The sequence below is a fragment of the Oscillatoria salina IIICB1 genome, from assembly GCF_020144665.1.
Lineage (GTDB): Bacteria > Cyanobacteriota > Cyanobacteriia > Cyanobacteriales > SIO1D9 > IIICB1.
Genome location: NZ_JAAHBQ010000075.1, coordinates 1 through 21,285, shown reverse-complemented (window position 1 = coordinate 21,285; position 21,285 = coordinate 1). Strand labels below are relative to the sequence as shown.

Here is a 21,285-nt window from a genome sequence, read left to right as displayed (position 1 = left end):
AACTATCAACTATGAGATATGAGAAGAGCATCCAAAACTGTACCAATTTTACTCGCGATCGCTGTAACTTTCTTGGCGATCTGGTTTCTGAAAGCGACAAAAGTCATTACAATGCCCTTGGCTTTTGCTTTTTTTATCGCTGTTTTAGTTTACCCTTTGCAACGCTGGTTCAATCGCTATCTACCAAAATGGTTGAGTATGTTATTAGTCATGTTGTTGCTAGCGGGAATTTTTTCTTTAGGTATTGGGGCGTTAGTTTTAAGTGCTGAAATTGTTGCACCAAAACTACCTGAATATGCAGCTCGCTTCCAGCAATTTATTCAGACAATAATATCTTGGGCGCAGCAAAGAGGTTTACCCGTCGGACAAGGAATATCTTCTGAATCTTTAAATCAAATTGCTAGTGAAGCATTTAGGAGATTAGGCTCGGTGACAGAAACGCTTAGTTTATTCGTTTTGGTAGTAGCAATGTTGATTTTATTGTTACTAGAAGTTAGCGAATATCGTCGCAAAATTAAGCGCGGCTTTTCGCACCGAATGAGCGATAAACTTATTTATGCAGTGTCAAAAATGAGCGGTAAGCTGAGAAGATATATTCTGATCCAAAGTTTTACCAGCTTGCTGACGGGAATTTTTACTGCTTTATGGTGTTGGATTGTCGGCGTAGATTTTGCTTTTGTTTGGGGCTTAGTTTCGTTTGTTTTGAATTTTGTTCCTACGATTGGTTCGATTATTGCTGTTCTCCCACCGACGCTATTAGCACTAATTTTTAATGGCTTCACAACAGGATTATTAACTTTAGCTGGATTGGCAGTGATTCAGTGGCTTTTAGGGAATATTGTCGATCCTCGTTTGCAAGGACGCTCTCTGCAACTTTCGCCTTTTGTGGCTCTTGTTTCCATTGTTTTTTGGGGTTGGGTTTGGGGAATTGGCGGCGCATTAATTGCTGTACCAATGACTGTTTCAATTGTAGTTTTGTGTTTGGAATTTAAGCAAACTAGAGAAATTGCTTTGCTTCTCGGCGATGCTAATACTTGGGATGAAATTCAAGACCGTAATTACAGTTGAGCGGCGATCGCGTACCCGCAATTACCAGTTATTAGTTATTAGTTTTTTCCTACTGTGGTAAGAGATAAAATGTGAAAAAATTTCAATTTTGAAATCTTATTTTAAGTCAATAGATAGAAGAAGAGTATAGCGATCGCCCCTAACTTAAGAGCTAAAGAGATTTGAAATTCTCTACGATAATTTGAAGAGATTTTTTAATTAGATGATGACTGTAAAAATGGGTCGAAAATTATCAACGATCGCCGCGATCGCCACTACTGGGTTGTTGCTGACGGGCTTAATGCCTAAATCAGTACAAGCATATCAATTTTTCCGCGATCGCGCTAGTTGGGAAGCAGCGATCGAAGATTTACCTATTCAACAAGAAGATTTTAATCAAGTTCCCGATGGACCTGTGGAACCAGTTACTACTTTTCCCAGTGGGTTAAAGTTAGTAGAATCGGGATTTCTTGGCGGTGCAGAGGTATCTGACGGAGCGTTAGAAGTAGGTTTGGCTTTTCCGAGTAGTGTGGAAGAATTCGCTTTTCCAACTTCCGTAAAAGGTTTTGGTTTTGACTTTTCGGTGTTAGGTGGTAGTTTTTTTGTTGATAATAATTTCGACGAAACTTTGGTTGGAAATGAAGGCGAACAAGGCTTTTTTGGGGTCGTAGCAGAACCAGAAGATAGCCTCATCGAAGGATTTCAAACCATAACCACTGGCGAGTTAGGTTTAGCTGAAATTGATAATGTTAGTTTTACTTCTGAAGAAGATGATAATGTTACAGTTCCCGAACCTAGTAATCTAGCATTTCTCAGTTTATTGGCTATTTTAGGTCTGTTTAATTTGAAAAAAGTTAAGCTGAAAACCAGCGAATAAATTAAGCTTTCTGGTTATAGGGCTTTGTCAAACTTAAGAAAGCCCAATCCCTCTCTTGCAATGAGAGGGGAAATTTTTTAATTGAAAGATTTTCTATTTTAAGATTACTCCCCCTTCCCTTCAAGGGAAGGGCGTTGAGGGTTAGGTTAGACAATTCCTTATTACCCTCGCAACTTTCTTTTTAAACGCCGCCATAATTGCAGTATATATTCATAGCAGCCGACAAAAGCCGCCTGGTAATTTAGATGTTGAGATTCACGTTGAGACTGAGTCTCAGAATCATTTTTTGTGTTAGAATAAGGATAAATACTAACTGCATGAGGTGCGGGGAGGATCGGCGAACCGCGTTTTCTCGCATAAACTTGAGTAAATTCTGCACCTAGTAAAAAAATGTGGGCTGAGAAATAAACCCAAGTGATAAAAATTACTAACGAACCTGCAACACCATACACAGATCCTAAGTCAGATTTTCCTAAAAATAAACCAAACAAAAATTGTCCCGTTACAAACAAAATAGCAGTAGCGATCGCGCCAACAATTGCATCGCGCCATTTCACCTTTGTGTCAGGTAAAATTTGGTAAATTAAAGTTACTAACAGCGTAATTAAACAAACTGAAAGTAGCGAGTTAACAATTGTCCAAAGATAGTCTATACCAGGAATATTAGCATCAAAAACACTGAGAGAATAGCTGACAAAAGTATTAACCGCAAAAGAAAAAATCAGCAAACAAGCAATTATTAATACCATCACAAACGACAATAATCGCTTGCTAAGATAGTGAATTATACTGCGTTTTGGTACTGGTTTTACATCCCAAACCCGATTAAGCGATCGTTGCATTTGCACGAAAACCCGCGAAGCACCATAACCAAGAATAGCAACATTAACTGTTAAACTCAACGGACTTTGATTGCTACTAGCTGCTTGACTATTAGCGATCGCTGTAGCAATAATTCCCGCACCTTTGACACCAACAACACTTTGTGCTAAATCAACAATGTCATCCTGTGCTGATGCTTCCCCAAAAATAGCACCGACAATTCGGATCGTAATTACCACTAGCGGTGCGAGGGAAAATACAGCATAGTAAGCGATCGACGATGCTAAAATACTTACTTGCTTATATTGCCATTCAGCAAACGTTCCCTTGAGCAGATCCCAAACTGTCTTCCAACTCACTTTTTGCAACCGTTGCTTATCTTTTCTGGTTTACTATAAACACCTTCAAGAATACATCTATCTAAAGATGATTTATTTCCCAAAAGTCTCAGTCTCTTTATAGATGTCAACTACCTGTATTAACTTTAAACTGTTATAAGCATAAGCTACTGCAAACCGACTTGCGTTGTTTTCTCCCCAGGAATAAACTTGGTAGATGTGGGCGCATATCTTCACGAGTAGATGCTCTCGACGCTGGATAGTCTTTCAGTTGAGAAAGCAACGCTTTATTTTTTGATTATTTTTCGCCAATCAACATCCCCAGGAAGTGATGGTTTTAAGTGAATAATGGGAAAATTTCACCTATCTGCTTAAAAATCCAGTAAAATAATACTAATCTAAAGTTTTCAAGAAACTAAAGCTCTAGTAAAATCATGCCTGATATTGTTGATATTGCAGTTAGCGCTGGTTCTTTCCAAAGTTTAGTAACAGCAGTTAAAACAGCCAACTTGGTAGAAACCTTAAAAAGTCCTGGACCTTTCACCGTTTTTGCTCCCAATGACGAAGCCTTCGCTAAACTTCCACCGGGAACCGTACAAACACTTTTGCAAAATCCTCCTCAGCTTGCCCGTATTTTAACCTATCATGTCGTATCTGGCAAATTAATGCAAGCTGACCTAGCAAAAGTTGATTCTGTTATTTCGGTGGAAGGTTCGCCTATTTCTATCGACTGTTCTGATAGTTTTGAAGTGAAAAATGCTTCAGTAATTGCCGCAGATATTGAAGCCGATAATGGCGTAATTCACGTTATTGATAACGTTATTTTAATGGGTTAACTCCAGGAGTTAACATTAGTTAGTTTGCAGTTTTTCCCGCTAAATCATCATTTTAGCTCAAGTTAAACTCAAAACTAAACTTTAATTAGCTTTTCAAGTAACGCGACCAAATCAAGCCAACAAGAACAAGCAAACATAACTCAATTATTAATTGGTGGTGAAGGGGCGTTAAAGCAAAGCCCCAAACCAACAAAAATACTCCAGTTAAAGCTACTGACAAACGAAAAACTTCTTCTCGAATTTTCAAGCCAGCCCCAATAACCCCTAAGCTAATGGCTAATAATAATAAATTGGACACGATCTTCGAGACAAATAGTTTGACCTCTAAAATAAAAACGCGATTGAGTTTTGCTCAATCGCCCAATATTTTTTCTTAGCGATATTCTGGTGTTTGAATATTTCTTAAACGCGCTTCCTCGCGCTTAAATCTCTCCAATTGTGATTCAAAAAATTGACGATTTTTCTGTAAATGTTTGGGATTAGAATCGTCCAAAGGATAAAGTAAAGCCTGTCGCAAGGCTTGAATAACCGCAGAAGTTACGTTATACATCGAACGTTGGAAAGTAATCCCTAATTGGATGAGCATATCTGCTTCACCGCGACAATGTTGCTGGTAATATTCCTTCAGATAAGGCGGCAAAAAATGAAGCATATCATCCATTAACAATGTTGGGGGAATACCAGCAGTTCCCACCGGAAAAACATCTGCATATAAAATGCCATAATGAAAGTCTTTTTGGTCGTCAGGTACTTGTCTTGCTTGGGCATTGTATGACTTAGTACCTCGAAAGGGAGAAGTCCGATAAAATACAGCTTCTACATAAGGTAATGCTGCTTCATACAACCAGGTAAAACCTTGAGATTTAGGGATAATTTCGTAGCATTCACCGCGAATATAAGCATGATGATAAATCGGACGACCTGCAACCGCAAAAATCCCGTTAACCAGGAAATTCATGGCTTCAGGAATTGTCGTTAACTTACCTTCATCATAGAGATCCGACATTTCAAAGAAAACCGGAGCCATCACTTCCCAAAACAATCCCAAATTAGAATAATAAGATAACTGCCTAACTTGTTCAACGAACATTTCTGGGAACAATTTATACAATCCCAACATCGCCGGATTGTACTTGAAATAAGCTTTAATTGCTCGATCGGCATTAGCTTTATATTCTTCGGTATCTAAGTAAGCATCAAACTTACCCCAACCCATATCTCGACCATGCCAAAACATTGCCCGCATACAAGCTTCAGCAAATTCCATATTGATGCGATCGTGCCATAAATGATGGAAAAGCTTTGGCATTTTGAAGGTTTCTCCCTTTTCCATAAATGCCAAAAGTTCCGGATGGACTGTTGCTTCACCTCGCCAAATTCGCAAGTCTGCATCATCACCTGCATAGTGATTGTGCAAATCTAAATATGACTGAGGAAGGAAGTATTTAAAGAAAGGTAAAGGATTTAAAAAGACTCGTTCAGCGATATAAAGTAAATCCCGCCAATAAAAATCCATTGGTACGGCATAAGCTTTATAAATGCCGATAATTTGCATTAGATTTTCTGGCGTATCTGGTAACATCGAGCCACCAGCTTCAAGCCGATGAATTATATCAGCAAATTCGTGTTGAGATGGAGGTAATAAAGTTTTGGTTTCGGTTGTAGTTTGTACCATTGTTGTTTTTCCGATTAGTTGGTTTGTAGTGAGGGCTTTAGCCCTCTAGTAATTAATAAGTGACTTTAACCCGCTTTTTCCCTAGCTAAAGCCTTAACTTCTTCATTTTTAGGGAAATTTAAAAAATGCGAATTGATTGGTTTGCTAGTTGCTACTTGAACGTTCGTATTAATAGCAGCAACTAAGCGATTAGTAGTTGGTTCAATCCAACGTACTAACCAATTTGGTTGAATTCCTAAAGCAAAAATAGTCACAGTTAAAATCAAAGCGGGAATGCGTTCTGACCAACCTGTTTTCCCGTAATATGCGAGGTCATTATCTAACTTGCCGAAGCAGGTACGGTTAAGCAGAATTACAAAATAAACTGCTGTCAATCCAGAGGCAATAATACAGAGTAAAGTTGGTAGAGGAAAGCGGGAGAAACTACCTTGGAAAACAATAAATTCAGCCGCAAAACCGACTAATCCAGGAATACCAGCACTTGCCATTCCTGCACTAATTAACAAAGCGCTAGTTAAAGGTAAGCCGCGAATTGGATTCATTAAACCATTGAGAACGTTTAACTCGCGAGTACCAGTTTTGCGTTCAACAATTCCTACTAAATGAAATAGTAAAGCTAAAATTAGTCCGTGACTAATCATTTGCGCTACTGCACCCAAAATGCTGAGCTCGGTTCCCGCAGCCGCCGCGACTAAAATATAGCCCATGTGACCGATGGAGCTGTATGCTACCATGCGCTTGATATCTTTTTGCGCGATCGCGCTTAACGCACCGTAAATGACGCTAACTGTCCCGATAACGGCTAATCCGGGTGCAACTAAGTACCAAGTGTCGGGAAATAGTTGTAAACCGAAGCGAATTAAGCCGTAAGTTCCTAATTTTGCCAGAATTCCTCCCATTAAAATTGCTACTGCTGGTGAAGATTCTACATAAGCATCTGGCATCCAAGTATGTAAAGGAACTAAGGGAATTTTAATGCCAAAACCAATTAGTAATGCTGTTAGTAAAATTAATTGGGTTTTTAACCCTAATCCTTGGGTAGTGATTGTCTCGTAGTCGAAGCTGGTAGACTCGCTGAGAAAAGTGATTCCCAAGAAAGCAGCTAAGACTAAAAGTCCTGAAACTGCTGTATAAAGTAAAAATTTGATGGCTGCATAGCCGCGCTTTTCTCCTCCCCAAATACCGATTAAAAGGTAAAAGGGAATCAGTTCTAATTCATAAAAGAGGACGAAAAGCAACAGATTTTGCGCCATTAATGCGCCAGCAATTCCTGCATATACGAGCAGAACTAACGCATAATAAAGTCGAGGACGTTCTAGTTTATCGCCTTTGCTATAAATTGCGATCCAGGTGAGAAAACCACCTAAAGCTATTAAGGGTAAAGATAAACCATCAACGCCTAAGCTGTAGCTTAAACCAATCGGTTCTGCCCAATTGAGATATTCACTAAATTGTAATCCGGGAGTGTTGAGATCGAACTGGGTTAAGAGGAAAATCGTCCAACCGAAAATAGCGATCGCGAAAGCGGCTGCTACTTGACGTAAACGATCGAGCGGCATTTTTTGCGGTAATATCCCGACAATTATTGCCCCCAAAATGGGCAACCAAAGTAAGACACTGAGCATAATAATCCTTTGTTTTTTTTTAGTAACTGATGTCGGGACGCGCCGTGGCGCGTCTCGAAGAATATCTAGCCACCTAATAAGCTAGAAAGTTGAGATAAAACAGGAAAAGAAATCCAAGCGACTAAAAGTGCTATTCCGACTAAAATCGAAAGCACGTAAAATTGAGTTTGACCGGAAACGTTGTATTTTAAAGTTTGACCGCTAAAAATTGTTACTAAGCCAATAAAATTAACGAAGCCATCAACAATGTAGCGATCGAACCAATAGATTAGCTTAGAAACTAAGTCAACAATGAAGACAATTGTCAGGCGATAAATTTGCGCGGTATAAAGGTCGTAGGCGAAAAAGTCTTGAACAAATTTCGGACGCAATTGCACTGGTTTTTGCCAGTTTTCGTTGCCATAAATCGAGGCACTGAGTCCGCAACCAACTACTGAAGAAACAATTAAACTAATAATTGCTCCCTTTGCTAAACTTCCCCATTCAGGTAACAAATTCCCTTGGGACAAAAGCAAGGGAACGTGGAGAGCAAATCCCATTAAAATTGTCATTGGTAAAACTAATGCCCACAAACCTTCTGGCGATCGCACGGTCATTTGTTTGGGTTTTCCGGTAAAAATTAGTCCAAATTTACGGGTGACGCTGAAAGCAGTTAAGCCATTAACTATTAATACTACTCCTGCTAACCAAGGTTGAGTTTGCCAGAGGTTATTTGTCATTTGTACTAGCGCCCAAAAACCTCCTAATGGTGGTAAACCTATTAAAGAAGCTGCGCCGACTAAATAACAAATACCGGAAATAGGACGACGCGACCATAAACCGCCATATTGAGTTAAATCTTGGGCGATATTATTCAAAACTATACCGCCGATACTCATTACTAATAATCCCATTGCTACACAATAGGTGAAAAGTAAAACTAGGGCGGTTTCCAATTGTCCTGTACCTATGGCGACGAACGTCAAACCCATGTAAGCACTAACCGAGTAAGACAGCGATCGCTTAAGATCGATTTGAGCAATGGCAATTAAGGATGCACCGATGGCGGTGACTGCGCCGATAAAAATTTCTATGTCTGTACCAATGGGTGATAAAGCAATTACTGGTTGAATTTTGATCAACACCCACGCACCTGTGGAAACGACGACACTGTTCCGCAAAATTGTCGCCGGAATAGGTCCTTCCATTGCTTCATCTAACCACAAATGTAAGGGAAATAAAGCGCATTTACCTAAAGGTCCGGCAACTAAAGCTAAACTTAATAATGTTGCTACTTTCGGATCTAGATTTACGGTTTCTGCCCAAGCTGCTAATTTATCAAAGTTCCAAGTTCCTGCTAAAGGTAGCAAGGCAACTACTCCCATTAACAGAAATAAATCTCCTACCCGCTTGGTTAAAAAAGCATCTCTCGCTCCAGTTACTACTAAAGATTGATTAAACCAAAAGCCAATTAATAAATAAGTTCCTAGGGTAAGAATTTCGAGCATTACATAACTAAAGAAGAGGGAATTACAAATCATTAAAGTACACATTCCCGCTTCAAATAATGCTAAGAGGGAGTAGAAACGCGCCCAGCCCCAATCCATTTCCATGTAGCCGATTGCGTAAATTTGAGCGAGTAAATTCATCCCTGTGACTAAAATTAACCCGCCGATAGTTAATGAGGAAATTTCTAATTCTAAATTTATGTTTAAACTAGCAGCATGAAGCCAACTAAATGACAATTCTCTTGCTGGTTGTTTCCAAGTTTCGCTCCAGGCAAATACACTGTGAACTAACGCGAAAAATGTCATCAAAATGTTAATATATCCTGCTGGTCTGGGTCCGGTTTTGCTAATTATTCCCGGCGACCAAGGTAAGGCGAGAATTGCTCCTATTAAGGCATAGCAAGGAACCAACCAGACTGTCTGGCTGAAAATTTGTGTCATCAATTTACCTCTGCTTGTCTGATTAAACTCGATCGATAAATTTATCTAATGACAGCGATTAGTTTTCCTAACTAAGTTCGCTGTTGGGGATCGATCGCTCTAATATATAGATTAATACCTATGGTTGACAAAGTAAAGATAGATATAAAACAATTAGGTAATCCCGAAGATAAATAATTTTGATAGTAGCGATCGCGGCCATTGCCATAGGTATCTGGTGAACTACGCAACGCTGACGCAAACGTACAGCACGGGCTTCCTACCCAGAGACTAGCGTAGTAGTAGATTTCTTGCGTCCTCTCTTACTACGACTTACAGCCTGACGATAGGCTCGATCCTGCGTCCCGCAGGTCAAAATTCGTAGTCCCTCGTCTCTGAGAGAAATTGCTGCATTGATATCTCTGTCGTGTGTTGTTTGGCAGTTTTGGTAAGTCCATTGTCTGATATCAAGAGGTAAGCTACCTACCTGATTGAGACGCACATGGCAAGTCTGAGAACTAGGGAAAATCTCTCAACTTCGATGTAAGTTTTGCCGTCATTCTCTGCTTTATATTTAAGCATAGTCATGAACATTCCCTATCCTACTTGTCCGATAGCTTTCGCTAGACAATGGTTTTTCATCATGCCTTTAACGTTGAGGTCTTCTGTCACTTTGACTTGGTTTTCGTCAACAATCCTACGAGAAAGTTTATGAGATAAAATAAAGGAGAAGTAGTCCCCTCGTACAGGAGGCGGTTATGCGTTCTAAAAATCTGTGGACGATTATCGGTATTTTGGTGTTACTGTTTATCGGGATTGGCGATACTGTCCTGCCGGGATCTTTAGGTAAGGCTAGTAAAAATACTCGCCAAAGTATTAATCAATTTATTGTTGGTTTATTCCCCGATAAAGAATTTACCAATCCTAATGAACGAACTGAAAAAGCTGTAGAAGAAGTAGATAACAAACGATAATTGTGTCTTTATTGAAAGCGAGTGGGTGAGTGAAAAATTCTTGACACTCACCCATTAGTAACTACTTGTTTTTCATCCAGCTAAACATTGCGCGCAAATCTTTACCAACATCTTCAATTGGATGTTCGGCTTCTTGACGACGCATCGCAGTAAATCCGGGTTTACCTGCTTGATTTTCTAAGACAAATTCGCGGGCAAATTGACCGGATTGAATTTCTTGGAGAATTTTCCGCATTTCGGCGCGAGTTTCATCGGTAACGATACGCGGACCGCGAGTGTAATCTCCATATTCAGCAGTATTAGAGATACTATCGCGCATATTAGCTAATCCGCCTTCAACAATTAAATCAACAATTAATTTAACTTCATGTAGGCATTCAAAATAAGCTAATTCGGGTTGATAACCAGCAGCAACTAAAGTTTCAAAACCTGCTTTGATTAAAGCACTTAAACCGCCACAAAGAACAGCTTGTTCGCCAAAAAGATCGGTTTCTGTTTCTTCTCGGAAACTCGTTTCGAGGATACCACCGCGAGTACCACCGATACCTTTAGCATAAGCCATCGCGCGATCGCGTGCCTGACCTGTGGCATCTTGAAAGACAGCAAATAAACAAGGAACTCCTTGTCCTTGTTCGTAAGTACGTCTGACCAAATGTCCCGGTCCTTTGGGCGCAACCATGATTACATCTACGTCTGGTGGCGGTACAACTTGTGCGAAATGAATGTTAAAACCATGAGCAAAAGCTAAAATATTGCCTGCTTGCAAATTAGGTTCAATTTCATTTTTATATACTGTTTTCTGCACTTCATCAGGCAGCAAAATCATAATTAAATCTGCTGCTTTAGCCGCTTCTGCAACAGTGTGTACTTTTAATCCTGCTGCTTCTGCTTTTTGAGCAGATTTACTGCCTGGGTACAGCCCGACAATGACATTCATGCCACTATCTTTAAGATTAAGGGCGTGAGCGTGACCCTGAGAACCATAACCAATAATTGCAATTGTTTTGCCTGTAAGTAAGTCTAAATTAGCGTCTTCGTCGTAGTACATCCGAGCCATAAAGCTGTCTCCTTTCGTGCAAGCGTGATTATACTGCAAATTTATTATTATATCTCAAAAAGAGAAAGTAAGTAATCAATAAAAAAATTTATCTCAGCGTCACGAAGCGATCGCGTTCTCTTTTTTTTCCACTGTCTCCATAACTGTGACACACTGAACCAAGAGAATCAACTTTCTTAAATCATGATTTTTCTCAGCAAAGCTCATGTTACTATTAATAACTTAATACTTTCATGATTTTGCTTAACTTATCGTTAGGCAAAAATCATCAATTCTTACTTTAAATTTTCTGAAGTAACAGGATTAAAAATGCTGCAATATATTACACTACCTGACAATATTTTACCTCCGGTTGCTCCTTATTCCCACGCGGTCAAAGCAGGTGATTTTCTGTTTGTGACGGGACAATTACCAGAAAATCCTGAAACCGGAGAAATCATCAAAGGTACAATTGCCGAACAAACTCAGCTAGTCATGGAAAATTTAAAGCGAGTTTTAACCCACGCAGGAACCGATTTTGACCGAGTAGTTATGGCGCGAATTTTCGTCACTGATTTTCGTTATTATCAAACAGTTAACGAGATTTACGCCTCTTACTTTCAGCCTAGTAAGTTTCCCAGTCGAACCACGGTAGGAATTATCAGTTTAGCTGGCTTAGGTGATATCGAAATCGATTTGATTGTCTATTGTGGTGAGTAAATTTCAGTGAACAGAGAACATTTACCAGTTACCAATTACCAGTTTATCCTATCTATTTCCTAATTACCCAGTCCCCAATCCCCAATCCCCAATCACCAATCACCAATCACCAATTACCAATCACTATCATCTAATCCAGGTCTAGGCATTGGCATGACTTTTTTCTTACTAAGTTGACGTAACCAAAACGAAGCGACAACGCCAATAATTAAAGATACCCAACCTGTAACTGGTTCTAATAACAAAAAGCCACCAATAGCGAACATTGCGCCAAATAAAGCAAAAGTAGCCACAACCACACGGAGAATATCTAAACTTAACTTTTGTACGGGTTGTAAACCAGTGCGTTCTTGCTGACGTTTCCAACCCCAACCACCAGGGCGGACGCGGCGATAAAATTCATCTAAAGTATCATCTGATTCTGGTGGTGTCAGCAACATAACTGTAATCCAAAGTAGCGCTGTAGTCCCAGAAATTACTAGCAAACGTAAGCCAAAATCGGCAAAAATATCGTTAAATCCAGCAAAAAAAGTTGTTATCAAACCAACAAAAAAACCACCTAACATTGCGGCTAATTCGGCTGCGGCATTAACTCGCCACCAAAACCAACGTAAAATTAAGACTAAACCAGGTCCTGTACCGATCGCAATCACGAGACGAAACACCGTAGCTACATCTGTAGCATAAAAAGCTGCGATCGCGCCTAAAACTGTTACTAAAATTGACGCTATCCGTCCGACATAAACTAACTCGGCTTGAGTAGCATCAGGCTTAATAAAGCGCAAATAAAGGTCGTTGGTAAGATAAGAAGCACCCCAGTTAATTGAAGTGGAAACGGTACTCATAAACGCCGCTACTAAAGAAGCTACAACTAATCCCAACATTATTGGTGGCAAAAAGTCAAGCATTAATTTAGGATAACCTAACTCTGGATCTTCTAAATTCGGATAAATTATAATTGCCACTAAAGCGACAATAATCCAGGGCCAAGTACGCACAATATAGTGCAAAATATTAAAGAACCAGGCTGCTTTTTCTGCCTCGGCTTCATCTTTAGCCGCCGCCAAACGTTGGACGAATTCGCCACCGCCATCACTGCGCCGAAATGACCACCATTGGACAAAAACGTAAGCCGAAAAGGTAGTAGCTGTAATTCCTGCTGTGTCACTCCAAGTCAAACCGCCATTTTGGAAACTAAAAGGAATTAAAGAGAGAACATCTTGTTCCGTTGCTTGTTGGACTGCGGGAATAAGTGCATGAATTCCGCCGACACTATTAACAGCAAAAATAGCCACGACAATTGCGCCGAATAAAGCCAGGAAAAATTGGAAAAAATCTGTGGCAACAACACCCCACAAACCAGAAAAACCCGAATAAACTAGCACTAAAATACTAATACCAATGACACTTAAAATTTTCAGATTATTTCCCGGTTCGATACCCAAACTTTGCCATAATTCCAAAGCATCGACAACCTTAATCATTGCCAACATTGCGTAGCCAATGCCGATACAATTAATGGGTACAGCAAACAAAAAAGCCTTCGTAGCGCGTAAAATTGCCGCCATTTTGCCGCCATAGCGAATTTCCGTTAACTCAGCATCAGTAACAACTTCCGATCGCCGCCACAAACGTGAGAAAATGTAAATGAGAACAATATGCGCGATCGCAAAACTCCACCATTCCCAGTTACCAGCAATACCGCGACTAGCCACAACTCCGGCAATATACAAAGGAGTATCGATCGAAAAAGTCGTCGCAGCCATACTCGTCCCCGCTAACCACCAAGGTAGCGATCGCCCCGATACAAAAAAATCTACCAAACTTTTCGACCCACGACGAGACAGGTAAATCCCCAAACCCATCGTCAATAACAAGTACAGCAGTACAATTAACCAATCAATTAATCTCATTAATAATCCTCTCCCGCAAGCTATCAAGCGGCAACAAACAGATAAACTAGATTCGAGATCGTCTTGTCAAAATCGGAACATTTTCAGTTTTCTCAACAGTCACGAGACGCTAGAAAAACAATTAAAGTACATTTAGTTCCCCGAAAGCAAGTTGAAACCTCTAAATCAAAATCGCTGGTTACATATTTTCTTACTTTTACTCTGGATTTTTCTCGGTACAATTTTGCGTTTTGCTAATTTAACCGGGAAATCACCTTGGACTGACGAATTTGCCACAATGGTGTTTAGTTTAGGAAATAGCTATCAAGAAGTACCTTTAAATCAGGTTATTTCACTGGAAACCCTATTAAAACCGCTACAACCTAACCCTAACGCTAATATTGGTGACGTTATCTCCCTTTTACGATTTCGTGACAACCATCCGCCAGTTTATTTTATTTTGGTTCATTGGTGGCAGCAACTTTTTCCCACTAATCAAGGATATCTTTCTTTGTGGGCGGCGCGATCGCTACCTGCTTTGTTTGGAGTTATTTCAATCCCCGCTACTTTTGGACTGGCAAAATTAGCTTTTCGTTCCCTCGTCGTCGCCCAGTTAGCTGCGGCGATGATGGCAGTTTCTCCCTACGGCATTTTTCTCGCCCAGGAAGCCCGTCATTACAGTTTGGCGACAGTTTTTGTTATTTTTAGTCTTACTTGCCTTGTCGTGGCTGCTAGGCGTATTTGGTTAGGTCAAAAAATACCGTTTTGGTTGGTATTCTTGTGGATAGCGATTAATAGTTTGGGAATTACTATTCATTATTTTTTTACTTTAACTCTTTTAGCAGAAGCAATTGCTTTATTCGTTTTATTATTATCTCAAATGAGAACTAGCCAAGCTGAAAATTATTATGCAGGAATCCTCAAAAATTGCTATCGTCTCAGCATCGCTGCTATCGGAACAATTATTACTGGTTTAATTTGGCTTGGTAAATTCATTCCCCAAGACTACGGTAGCGAAATGACTGATTGGATTAAAAACGATTCTAGCAATATTTGGGCAATTATTAATCCGCCTTTTCAGGCACTTGCTGCGTGGATTACTATGCTAACTTTGCTACCAGTAGAAGCATCATCTTTAACGATAGTAATTATCTCTGGTGCAGCGATGCTTTGCTTTTTAATTTGGGCTATTCCAATTTTATATCATGGAATTAAACAACAATGGCAGCAAAGGGATTTTCGCTTACCTATAATTATTTTAGCTGGTTTCGCGTGCGGCGCGATCGCTATATTTTTTGCCATTACTTATTTTCTTGGTATCGACATCACCAGAGGTGCAAGATATAACTTCGTTTATTTTCCCGCAGTCATCGTTTTATTAGGTGCATCTCTAGCTGTTTATTGGCAAAAATTCCAACTCAGCGATACTTCAAATAATTGGTTATTAAATAAACTAGCCAATCAATCTTGGACGATCGATCCAGGCAAAATTGCCATCGTAATTATTTGGTTAATGGGATTATTCGGAGGGATAACTGTTAGCGCTAATTTAGGCTATCAAAAATATTATCGTCCAGATTTATTTCTCCCAATTTTAGCAGAATCTTCCCAAGTACCAGCTTTAATTACTACTAGTCAACAAACCCTTGTGCAAACAGGAGAAATGATGGGTATTGCTTGGGAATTAAAAGAATATTCTTTTGCAGAAAAAGTCAATTTCTTACTAGCAAATCAAAACTATAAAGGCGATCGAAAAGCAGCACAAACTCTCAAAAAAACTCTCAAACAACTTCCACGTCCTCTAGACTTATGGTTAATCAATTTTCATGCACCAGTAGAATTTAATAGCTGCGTTATCGATCTGCGAGATTTTCCCAGTATTGACGGTTATAATTATCAACTTTATCACTGTCCAGAAATAGATAATATGCAAACAAAAATTCGCGATAATTAGAGCTAAATTCAAGTTAATAACCACCTAAATTGCCCCGCTTTTTTACCTCTCTTTCACCCCAACGAAAAATCAATAAACCCATAGCTAAATAAATCAACCCATTAACCAAAGCCGAACTTAATTCTAACCAATTAATACTTTCACTTCTTGCCATCAAATCTCGAAGTAAATTTGCCCCTAACGTCATTGGTAATAAGTTAAATAAAAATTGTCCAAATTTTGGCAAAGTTTCCGTAGGAGTTGCCAATAAAAATAATAAAGTAAACTGAAATAAACCAAGCAACTGTTGCACTCGTTTGAATAATAAAGCCAAAGCTCCCATAATAAAAGCTAAACCATAAGCCCCCATCAAAACAGTTAATAAAGGCAAAAATAAAATCAAAGGAAATTCTATTTTTGAACCAGTTAAAACGATAATAATTGCTAAAATGATAACTTCAATAAGCAACTGTAAAATTAACGAAGCGATCGCGCGAACCAAAAACACAGTAGTTGCACCAAAAGGAGAGAGAAAAATTTGTTCTAAAGTACCTGTTTGCGCTTCATGTTGTAATCCGATCGCAGTATTATTAATTACAAACAATACCAAGGTCCAAAGCACGTAACCAATTACAATCGCCTCCAAGCGATCGCCCAAAGTAAAACTAGCACCAGCAACATATTTGGCACCCAAAAATAAGCCATAAAAGATAGTCGTAGTAACAAAAATACCTCCTACAGCCTCCATTGGATAACGAATAAATTCAATCCAACTGCGACGAAACTCAGCCCAAAATAACTCCAGCATTACGAACGCTCTCGGATTAATTGTAAAAAAATTTCTGTCAAGTTATTTCCGTCCTTTTTAACCTTGAGTAAAGGCAAGGGTTTAAGAACTTGTAAAACACCATAGAGTCTTTGATTTCCTCGTACATAAATAATAGAATTATTTTGGACGATCGCGCCGAGAGCTTCAACAACTTGCAATTGAATTAAATCTAATTCCCCTTCCACTTCAATTGTGTAAGCCGCACTAGAAAAGCGTTTAATTAATTCGCGAGTAGAAGCTTGAGCAACAATTTCTCCCTTTTGGATGATAGCAACCCGATGGGAAAGTTCTTCAGCAAGATCGAGTTGGTGAGTAGTCAACAAAATTGCACATCCAGCCTTAGCAATTTCTCGCACCAACATTTTCACATTTTGAGTAGCTTCCACATCTAAGCCCAAAGTAGGCTCGTCAAGAAGTAGTAAACTAGGATTATGAATCAAGGCAGTAGCGATCGCCAGTTTTTGCTGCATCCCTCGCGACAGAGTTTGTACCGTCATTTGGCGCTTATCCATCAACTCAAAACGATCTAAAAGATTTTTCGCACGACGACGCGCCACACTCCGACTTAAACCCTTGAGAATGCCAAAATATTCTAAATTTTCCTCCGGAGTCAATCGCCAGTAAAGATTACGATTTCCTTCCAACACAGCACCCAGACGGCGCAAAGCTTTTGGGTTACGATGGGGATCGTCTCCAGCAATATTCACCCAACCCGTATCTGGTTCGATCAAGCCAGCAATAATTTTAATTGTCGTCGTTTTTCCTGCACCATTGGCACCCAGAAAGGCAAGAACTTCTCCAGCTTTGAGAGATAAAGAAACCCCACGCACAGCCTTAACCAATTGTCCACCCTGACGGTAACTCTTACTGATACTATTAACTTCTAGTGCTTTCATCTGTCTGGTTTGTGCTGTAGTCTATAATCAATCAGCTTGCCAGAGATAGTGCTGGTACGTGCAGATGGAAGAAAGGAAAAATGCTGACCTTAGTTGTCGTTTGCAATCTACTGATTGCTGTTATAAATCTTTATCTTGCTTGGCGTATCTGGAAAATCCGTCGGGTACTCGCACAAGTGACAATTACCCTGAATAACGTTGAGCGTAGCATCTATAATATCTTTCATTCTGCCCCTTACTTTATTTATCTTGGACAGAAAGGAACCAGTAATCTGAGAGGACGCTATCAGAAACTACAGGTTCAACTGCAACGAGTGCAACTACTTTTAACAGTTTTAAGTCTAGGATTAACGGTTTTCCGGCGACAAAATCGACGAGGACAGTTTTTGTCAAGACGACGCAGGGGGTTTCAGTGAACAGTTATCAGTTATCCGTAGAGATTAGAGACTTGGGGGACAAGGAAGAGGGGGTTTTCAGCGATCAGTTATCCGTAGAGATTAGAGACTTGGGGGACAAGGAAGAGGGGGTTTTCAGTGACCAGTTATCAGTTATCCGTAGAGATTAGAGACTTGGGGGACAAGGAAGAGGGGGAAGACTTGGAGGAATTAGGGAATAAACTGTTAACTGGTAACTGTTAACTGGTAACTGTTCCCTGGTAACTGTTCCCTGGTAACTGTTCACTGGTAACTGTTCACTGATAACTGAACCCAGTCCCCTCCTCCCCAATGCCCAATCCCCTCCTCCCCAATCCCCTCCTCCCCAATCCCCACTAAAATTATCGGTAAACAGCACCAGAAAGCAGAATATGTCAAAAAAAAATTTAGGAGCATTCGTTGGGGGTATGGTGGTCGGCAGTACCCTTGGCACTATAATCGGTTTGTTAGTTGCTCCTCGCACGGGGAGAGAAACCAGACAGCTAATCAAAAAATCTGCTGATGCTTTACCAGAGTTAGCAGAGGATTTGTCAAGCAGCGTGCAGTTACAAGCAGATCGTCTCTCAGAATCAGCATTGCACAATTGGGACGATACGCTAACTCGACTTCGCGAAGCGATCGCGGCGGGAGTTGAGGCTACTCAACTCGAAGCTCAACAAATTAAGCATTCCCGCGAAGTTTCTTCTGATTCCTCTGCTACTTCTAGTGTTTCTGATAACGATTGATAGACTACCAAGAGTGTGATTGACCCTTTATTTTGGCTCGGACTGTCGATTCTGCTAGTCGCAGTCAGCTTAACTGCTGTGTTAATAGCAGCCTTACCTGCCCTACAAGAATTGGGACGGGCAGCCCGCAGTGCAGAAAAATTATTTGATACTCTCCGCCGAGAGTTTCCTCCGACTCTGGAAGCTATACGCTTGACTGGTTTGGAAATTAGTGAGTTGACTGATGATATTAATCAAGGTGTGAGAAATGCTTCTGGAGTGGTTAAGCAAGTTGATGATAGTCTCAGTGTGGCGAAAAAGCAGGCGAGTAATGTCCAAGTTGGCACTAAAAGCGTTATGGCTGGCATGAAAGCCGCATGGCAAACGTTTAAGCGTCCTACGCCTAAACGTCGTTCTCTGGAAGCAATGAGGGCAAGAGAGAGTGCGATTTTAGAGTCTCCTCCACCAACTTATCCTGCACCACGAAGTCAAAGCGATCGCTCGTCGGGAGATACTGAAACTGGCGATCGCTCTCCTCGCTATGAGGATTAATCTCTCCTCTTTCTTTATATTTCTTAACCTATAGACATCATTTTTCCTGTCTCTATCATTTAATAGTTGACATTTATCTTTTTTTGTGCATTAAAGCTTTTGCTCGCCAGACCGACGCAAAACCCCTTTCACCTGCCTACTTGAGGAGAAAACCAAGAGTAATCTCACCTAGCCTAGATTTTTTTCAATTTTTAATTAAGATTAAAATAAGGTAAAAAACTGTAAAGAATCTCATACTTTTTCACAAACTTGTGGTTCACTTGGAAAAATTTAGTTAGCACAACCATGCAGCATCGTTTTCTCAAAAGACTTTTATTATCCGTAGCCGCCTTAGTTCTGGCTTTATCTACTTGGGCAGTTGCCCCCGCAGCCTGGGCATTCGATAATCCAGAGTTACTACCAAACTACGAAACCCCGATTATCGATTTAGCTAACTTCCTACCCTCGCTTCAGGAAGAAACCCTCGCCCAAGAGATTAAAAATTTTGAAGCCCAAACAGGTTGGAAGTTACGGGTACTAACCCAATACGACCAAACCCCAGGTCGAGCAGTAAAAAATTATTGGGGACTTGATGATAAAAGTGTTTTACTCGTAGCAGACGGTAGAGGAGGTAATCTCCTAGCTTTCAACGTTGGCGATGATGTTTATCAACTGCTACCTCGGACTTTTTGGGTAGAGTTACAAACCCGCTTCGGCAATCTTTACTTTGTTCGGGACAACGGCGAAAATAACTCAATCGCCAAATCTTTAGATGTAGTTAAGCAATGTCTGAGTAAGGGCGGCTGTGGCGTAGTTCCCGGACTACCGCGAGAACAATGGATTCTGACACTGATAACTTCAGTTATTGGCGGGGTAGTTTTCGGTTTAGCTGCCATTCCGCGCAAAAAAAATCAAATCGTTGCTTGGCAGTGGGCTTTGATTTTCTCTCCTTTATGGGGAATTTTGTTCGTGGCGTTCGGTATTGGACCCGTGGTTACACGTACCTCGGAGTTTTTACCTTTGTTCCGTAATATTATCGGTTTTGTTCTCGGTGCTTTAGTTGCTTACCTTTCACCAGTAGTAAATCAGTCTACTACTTCTGAAACCTAGTTAACTATTAGTGCTTTTTTGGTGCTTGTAGAGAAAATATTTCCGCATGAAGGACTAAAGTCTCAAAAGTAAAAAATGGTTAATAGATAGTCTTGACAATTTAACAAAAAAGTGAATTAAATTGCTTCCTTCATGCTTTCTCTCGACAAGCTCAAATTGATTTTAGTGAATGTTTCCCAGTTATAATCGCGATCGCCACGGTACTCAATCAAAGCTATTCTTAAGATCGAGTGAATATCGATTAGGCGAGCAAAAGAAAAAATGGAATGGCATTCAACCGATGCTCAAAGTCTGGCAATTATCGATAGGGAAATTGGCGAACATATTTTTTCTCCGGCAGAATACGAAATTGTTCGTCGAGTAATCTACGAAACTGCTGATTTTGAATATAAATCTTTAATTCGTTTTTCAGAACGAGCCCTTCAAGCTGGAGCAGCAGCTTTGGCGGCTCGGACGACAATTGTCGTCGATGTACCAATGGTACAGGTTGGCATTACCCCTCGCATTCAAAACACTTTTGCTAATCCTGTTTATTGCAGTATGGAAACTCTCACTAGACCCCAAAAGTATAAAACTCAGGCAGCTTGGGGAATACAAACTTTAGCCAGACGTTATCCAGAAGGAATTTTTGCCATTGGTCAAGCACAAACCGCACTGACGGCTTTGGTAGAGTTAATTGAAGCGGAGGAAATTCGCCCTGCTTTGGTAATTGGTACTCCTTCGGGTTTTGTCGGTGCAGATGTAGCCAAGGAAAGACTAAACGATTCTTTGACTCCTCATATTCGCATTGACGGACGTAAAGGTAGCGCCGTGGTAGCCGCAGCAATTGTGAATGGCTTAGTAGATTTAGCTTGGCAAGCTTATGGACAAGAAGCAAAACTACTTCTTTAGACTCTTTACAGTGTAAGGCTTTCAGCTTTTCTTGTTGTAACAAAAACCCATTTCCCTCAAGTGTTACTCATTTTAACCTCCTGAAGTATGACTGTAGTTAATGATGCTACTAAATCAGTGGTGAGTAACGTTACTCAACTTAGCTTAACCCTTGGTAGGTTAAAAAAAACGCACCGTAATTACACACCCTAATTACGCACCGTAATTC

At 40.2% G+C, this 21,285-nt stretch carries 20 protein-coding genes and 1 pseudogene; 11 read left to right on the top strand and 10 right to left on the bottom strand.

The features are described 5' to 3' along the window. Positions 1-18: 18 nt before the first annotated feature. Together G3T18_RS19685 and G3T18_RS19680 are read left to right on the top strand one after the other, a co-directional pair. Positions 19-1,068: an AI-2E family transporter gene (locus tag G3T18_RS19685; RefSeq protein WP_224412292.1), complete on the top strand. Its 1,050-nt coding sequence runs from the start codon at positions 19-21 to the stop codon at positions 1,066-1,068. A gap of 202 nt (positions 1,069-1,270) precedes the next feature. Further along, positions 1,271-1,924 carry a hypothetical protein gene (locus G3T18_RS19680; protein WP_224412291.1) on the top strand — a complete coding sequence of 218 codons (654 nt, stop codon included), beginning with the start codon at positions 1,271-1,273 and terminating at the stop codon, positions 1,922-1,924. A 161-nt stretch (positions 1,925-2,085) separates the two neighbouring features. Here the strand turns inward: G3T18_RS19680 and G3T18_RS19675 are convergent, their stop codons facing one another. Further along, a complete protein-coding gene (locus tag G3T18_RS19675; protein WP_224412290.1) occupies positions 2,086-3,105 on the bottom strand; it encodes a YihY/virulence factor BrkB family protein in 1,020 nt (339 codons plus the stop codon). A 413-nt stretch (positions 3,106-3,518) separates the two neighbouring features. Between G3T18_RS19675 and G3T18_RS19670 the strand changes: the two genes are divergently transcribed. Continuing rightward, a complete protein-coding gene (locus G3T18_RS19670; protein WP_224412289.1) occupies positions 3,519-3,920 on the top strand; it encodes a fasciclin domain-containing protein in 402 nt (133 codons plus the stop codon). A gap of 85 nt (positions 3,921-4,005) precedes the next feature. On the opposite strand, the gene G3T18_RS19665 is transcribed toward G3T18_RS19670, so the two are convergent. The 5 genes and pseudogenes from G3T18_RS19665 to G3T18_RS19645 all read right to left on the bottom strand — a co-directional run. Beyond that, on the bottom strand, positions 4,006-4,218 hold the full coding sequence (locus G3T18_RS19665; RefSeq protein ID WP_224412288.1) for a hypothetical protein: 213 nt from the start codon (positions 4,216-4,218) through the stop codon (positions 4,006-4,008). A 75-nt stretch (positions 4,219-4,293) separates the two neighbouring features. Next, positions 4,294-5,595: a CO2 hydration protein gene (locus tag G3T18_RS19660; RefSeq protein WP_224412287.1), complete on the bottom strand. Its 1,302-nt coding sequence runs from the start codon at positions 5,593-5,595 to the stop codon at positions 4,294-4,296. Positions 5,596-5,660: 65 nt separating this feature from the next. Then, positions 5,661-7,220, bottom strand: coding sequence for an NADH-quinone oxidoreductase subunit M (locus tag G3T18_RS19655; protein ID WP_224412286.1), 1,560 nt, complete (start codon positions 7,218-7,220; stop codon positions 5,661-5,663). 65 nt (positions 7,221-7,285) lie between these two features. Then, a complete protein-coding gene (locus tag G3T18_RS19650; RefSeq protein WP_224412285.1) occupies positions 7,286-9,148 on the bottom strand; it encodes an NAD(P)H-quinone oxidoreductase subunit F in 1,863 nt (620 codons plus the stop codon). Between the two features lie 259 nt (positions 9,149-9,407). Then, positions 9,408-9,841 (bottom strand): annotated as a pseudogene (locus G3T18_RS19645) (RNA-guided endonuclease TnpB family protein); the annotation flags it as partial. A 44-nt stretch (positions 9,842-9,885) separates the two neighbouring features. Between G3T18_RS19645 and G3T18_RS19640 the strand changes: the two are divergent. After that, on the top strand, positions 9,886-10,101 hold the full coding sequence (locus G3T18_RS19640; protein ID WP_224412284.1) for a hypothetical protein: 216 nt from the start codon (positions 9,886-9,888) through the stop codon (positions 10,099-10,101). Positions 10,102-10,162: 61 nt separating this feature from the next. Here the strand turns inward: G3T18_RS19640 and ilvC are convergent, their stop codons facing one another. Then, entirely contained in the window at positions 10,163-11,158 is a 996-nt protein-coding gene (gene ilvC, locus G3T18_RS19635; RefSeq protein ID WP_224412283.1) for a ketol-acid reductoisomerase, read from the bottom strand. 309 nt (positions 11,159-11,467) lie between these two features. On the opposite strand from ilvC, the gene G3T18_RS19630 reads away from it, so the two are divergent. Then, entirely contained in the window at positions 11,468-11,857 is a 390-nt protein-coding gene (locus tag G3T18_RS19630) for a RidA family protein (protein ID WP_224412282.1), read from the top strand. A 113-nt stretch (positions 11,858-11,970) separates the two neighbouring features. On the opposite strand, the gene G3T18_RS19625 is transcribed toward G3T18_RS19630, so the two are convergent. Beyond that, the gene (locus G3T18_RS19625) at positions 11,971-13,770 is read right to left on the bottom strand and encodes a sodium:solute symporter family protein (protein ID WP_224412281.1); all 1,800 of its coding nucleotides are present in this window, start codon (positions 13,768-13,770) and stop codon (positions 11,971-11,973) included. A 151-nt stretch (positions 13,771-13,921) separates the two neighbouring features. On the opposite strand from G3T18_RS19625, the gene G3T18_RS19620 reads away from it, so the two are divergent. Beyond that, positions 13,922-15,703 carry a glycosyltransferase family 39 protein gene (locus G3T18_RS19620; RefSeq protein WP_224412280.1) on the top strand — a complete coding sequence of 594 codons (1,782 nt, stop codon included), beginning with the start codon at positions 13,922-13,924 and terminating at the stop codon, positions 15,701-15,703. A 13-nt stretch (positions 15,704-15,716) separates the two neighbouring features. Here the strand turns inward: G3T18_RS19620 and G3T18_RS19615 are convergent, their stop codons facing one another. Together G3T18_RS19615 and G3T18_RS19610 are read right to left on the bottom strand one after the other, a co-directional pair. Next, complete coding sequence (locus G3T18_RS19615) at positions 15,717-16,490, bottom strand: ABC transporter permease (RefSeq protein ID WP_224412279.1); 774 nt, start codon at positions 16,488-16,490, stop codon at positions 15,717-15,719. Then, positions 16,490-17,407 carry an ABC transporter ATP-binding protein gene (locus G3T18_RS19610; RefSeq protein WP_224412278.1) on the bottom strand — a complete coding sequence of 306 codons (918 nt, stop codon included), beginning with the start codon at positions 17,405-17,407 and terminating at the stop codon, positions 16,490-16,492. The genes G3T18_RS19615 and G3T18_RS19610 overlap by 1 nt, the downstream gene beginning before the upstream one ends. Positions 17,408-17,487: 80 nt before the next feature. On the opposite strand from G3T18_RS19610, the gene G3T18_RS19605 reads away from it, so the two are divergent. From G3T18_RS19605 to G3T18_RS19585, 5 genes are all read left to right on the top strand, one after another. Then, positions 17,488-17,823, top strand: coding sequence for a hypothetical protein (locus tag G3T18_RS19605; protein WP_224412277.1), 336 nt, complete (start codon positions 17,488-17,490; stop codon positions 17,821-17,823). Between the two features lie 389 nt (positions 17,824-18,212). Further along, positions 18,213-18,566, top strand: a complete 354-nt coding sequence (locus tag G3T18_RS19600; RefSeq protein WP_224412276.1) for a YtxH domain-containing protein — start codon at positions 18,213-18,215, stop codon at positions 18,564-18,566. Positions 18,567-18,581: 15 nt separating this feature from the next. Then, entirely contained in the window at positions 18,582-19,097 is a 516-nt protein-coding gene (locus G3T18_RS19595; protein WP_224412275.1) for a DUF948 domain-containing protein, read from the top strand. A 285-nt stretch (positions 19,098-19,382) separates the two neighbouring features. Further along, positions 19,383-20,186: a TPM domain-containing protein gene (locus G3T18_RS19590; RefSeq protein WP_224412274.1), complete on the top strand. Its 804-nt coding sequence runs from the start codon at positions 19,383-19,385 to the stop codon at positions 20,184-20,186. Positions 20,187-20,447: 261 nt separating this feature from the next. After that, positions 20,448-21,077 (top strand): precorrin-8X methylmutase, encoded by a 630-nt coding sequence (locus G3T18_RS19585; protein WP_224412273.1) that lies wholly within the window; start codon positions 20,448-20,450, stop codon positions 21,075-21,077. Positions 21,078-21,285 lie beyond the last annotated feature (208 nt).

Bases quoted from the DNA above. Each gene is read 5' to 3' on its own strand.
- G3T18_RS19605 (WP_224412277.1), top strand. From the start codon at position 17,488: ATGCTGACCTTAGTTGTCGTTTGCAATCTACTGATTGCTGTTATAAAT.
- G3T18_RS19670 (WP_224412289.1), top strand. From the start codon at position 3,519: ATGCCTGATATTGTTGATATTGCAGTTAGCGCTGGTTCTTTCCAAAGT.
- G3T18_RS19600 (WP_224412276.1), top strand. From the start codon at position 18,213: ATGTCAAAAAAAAATTTAGGAGCATTCGTTGGGGGTATGGTGGTCGGC.
- G3T18_RS19630 (WP_224412282.1), top strand. From the start codon at position 11,468: ATGCTGCAATATATTACACTACCTGACAATATTTTACCTCCGGTTGCT.
- G3T18_RS19625 (WP_224412281.1), bottom strand. From the start codon at position 13,770: ATGAGATTAATTGATTGGTTAATTGTACTGCTGTACTTGTTATTGACG.
- G3T18_RS19585 (WP_224412273.1), top strand. From the start codon at position 20,448: ATGGAATGGCATTCAACCGATGCTCAAAGTCTGGCAATTATCGATAGG.
- G3T18_RS19590 (WP_224412274.1), top strand. From the start codon at position 19,383: ATGCAGCATCGTTTTCTCAAAAGACTTTTATTATCCGTAGCCGCCTTA.
- G3T18_RS19650 (WP_224412285.1), bottom strand. From the start codon at position 9,148: ATGACACAAATTTTCAGCCAGACAGTCTGGTTGGTTCCTTGCTATGCC.
- G3T18_RS19655 (WP_224412286.1), bottom strand. From the start codon at position 7,220: ATGCTCAGTGTCTTACTTTGGTTGCCCATTTTGGGGGCAATAATTGTC.
- G3T18_RS19610 (WP_224412278.1), bottom strand. From the start codon at position 17,407: ATGAAAGCACTAGAAGTTAATAGTATCAGTAAGAGTTACCGTCAGGGT.
- G3T18_RS19615 (WP_224412279.1), bottom strand. From the start codon at position 16,490: ATGCTGGAGTTATTTTGGGCTGAGTTTCGTCGCAGTTGGATTGAATTT.
- G3T18_RS19660 (WP_224412287.1), bottom strand. From the start codon at position 5,595: ATGGTACAAACTACAACCGAAACCAAAACTTTATTACCTCCATCTCAA.
- G3T18_RS19685 (WP_224412292.1), top strand. From the start codon at position 19: ATGAGAAGAGCATCCAAAACTGTACCAATTTTACTCGCGATCGCTGTA.
- ilvC (WP_224412283.1), bottom strand. From the start codon at position 11,158: ATGGCTCGGATGTACTACGACGAAGACGCTAATTTAGACTTACTTACA.
- G3T18_RS19640 (WP_224412284.1), top strand. From the start codon at position 9,886: ATGCGTTCTAAAAATCTGTGGACGATTATCGGTATTTTGGTGTTACTG.
- G3T18_RS19680 (WP_224412291.1), top strand. From the start codon at position 1,271: ATGATGACTGTAAAAATGGGTCGAAAATTATCAACGATCGCCGCGATC.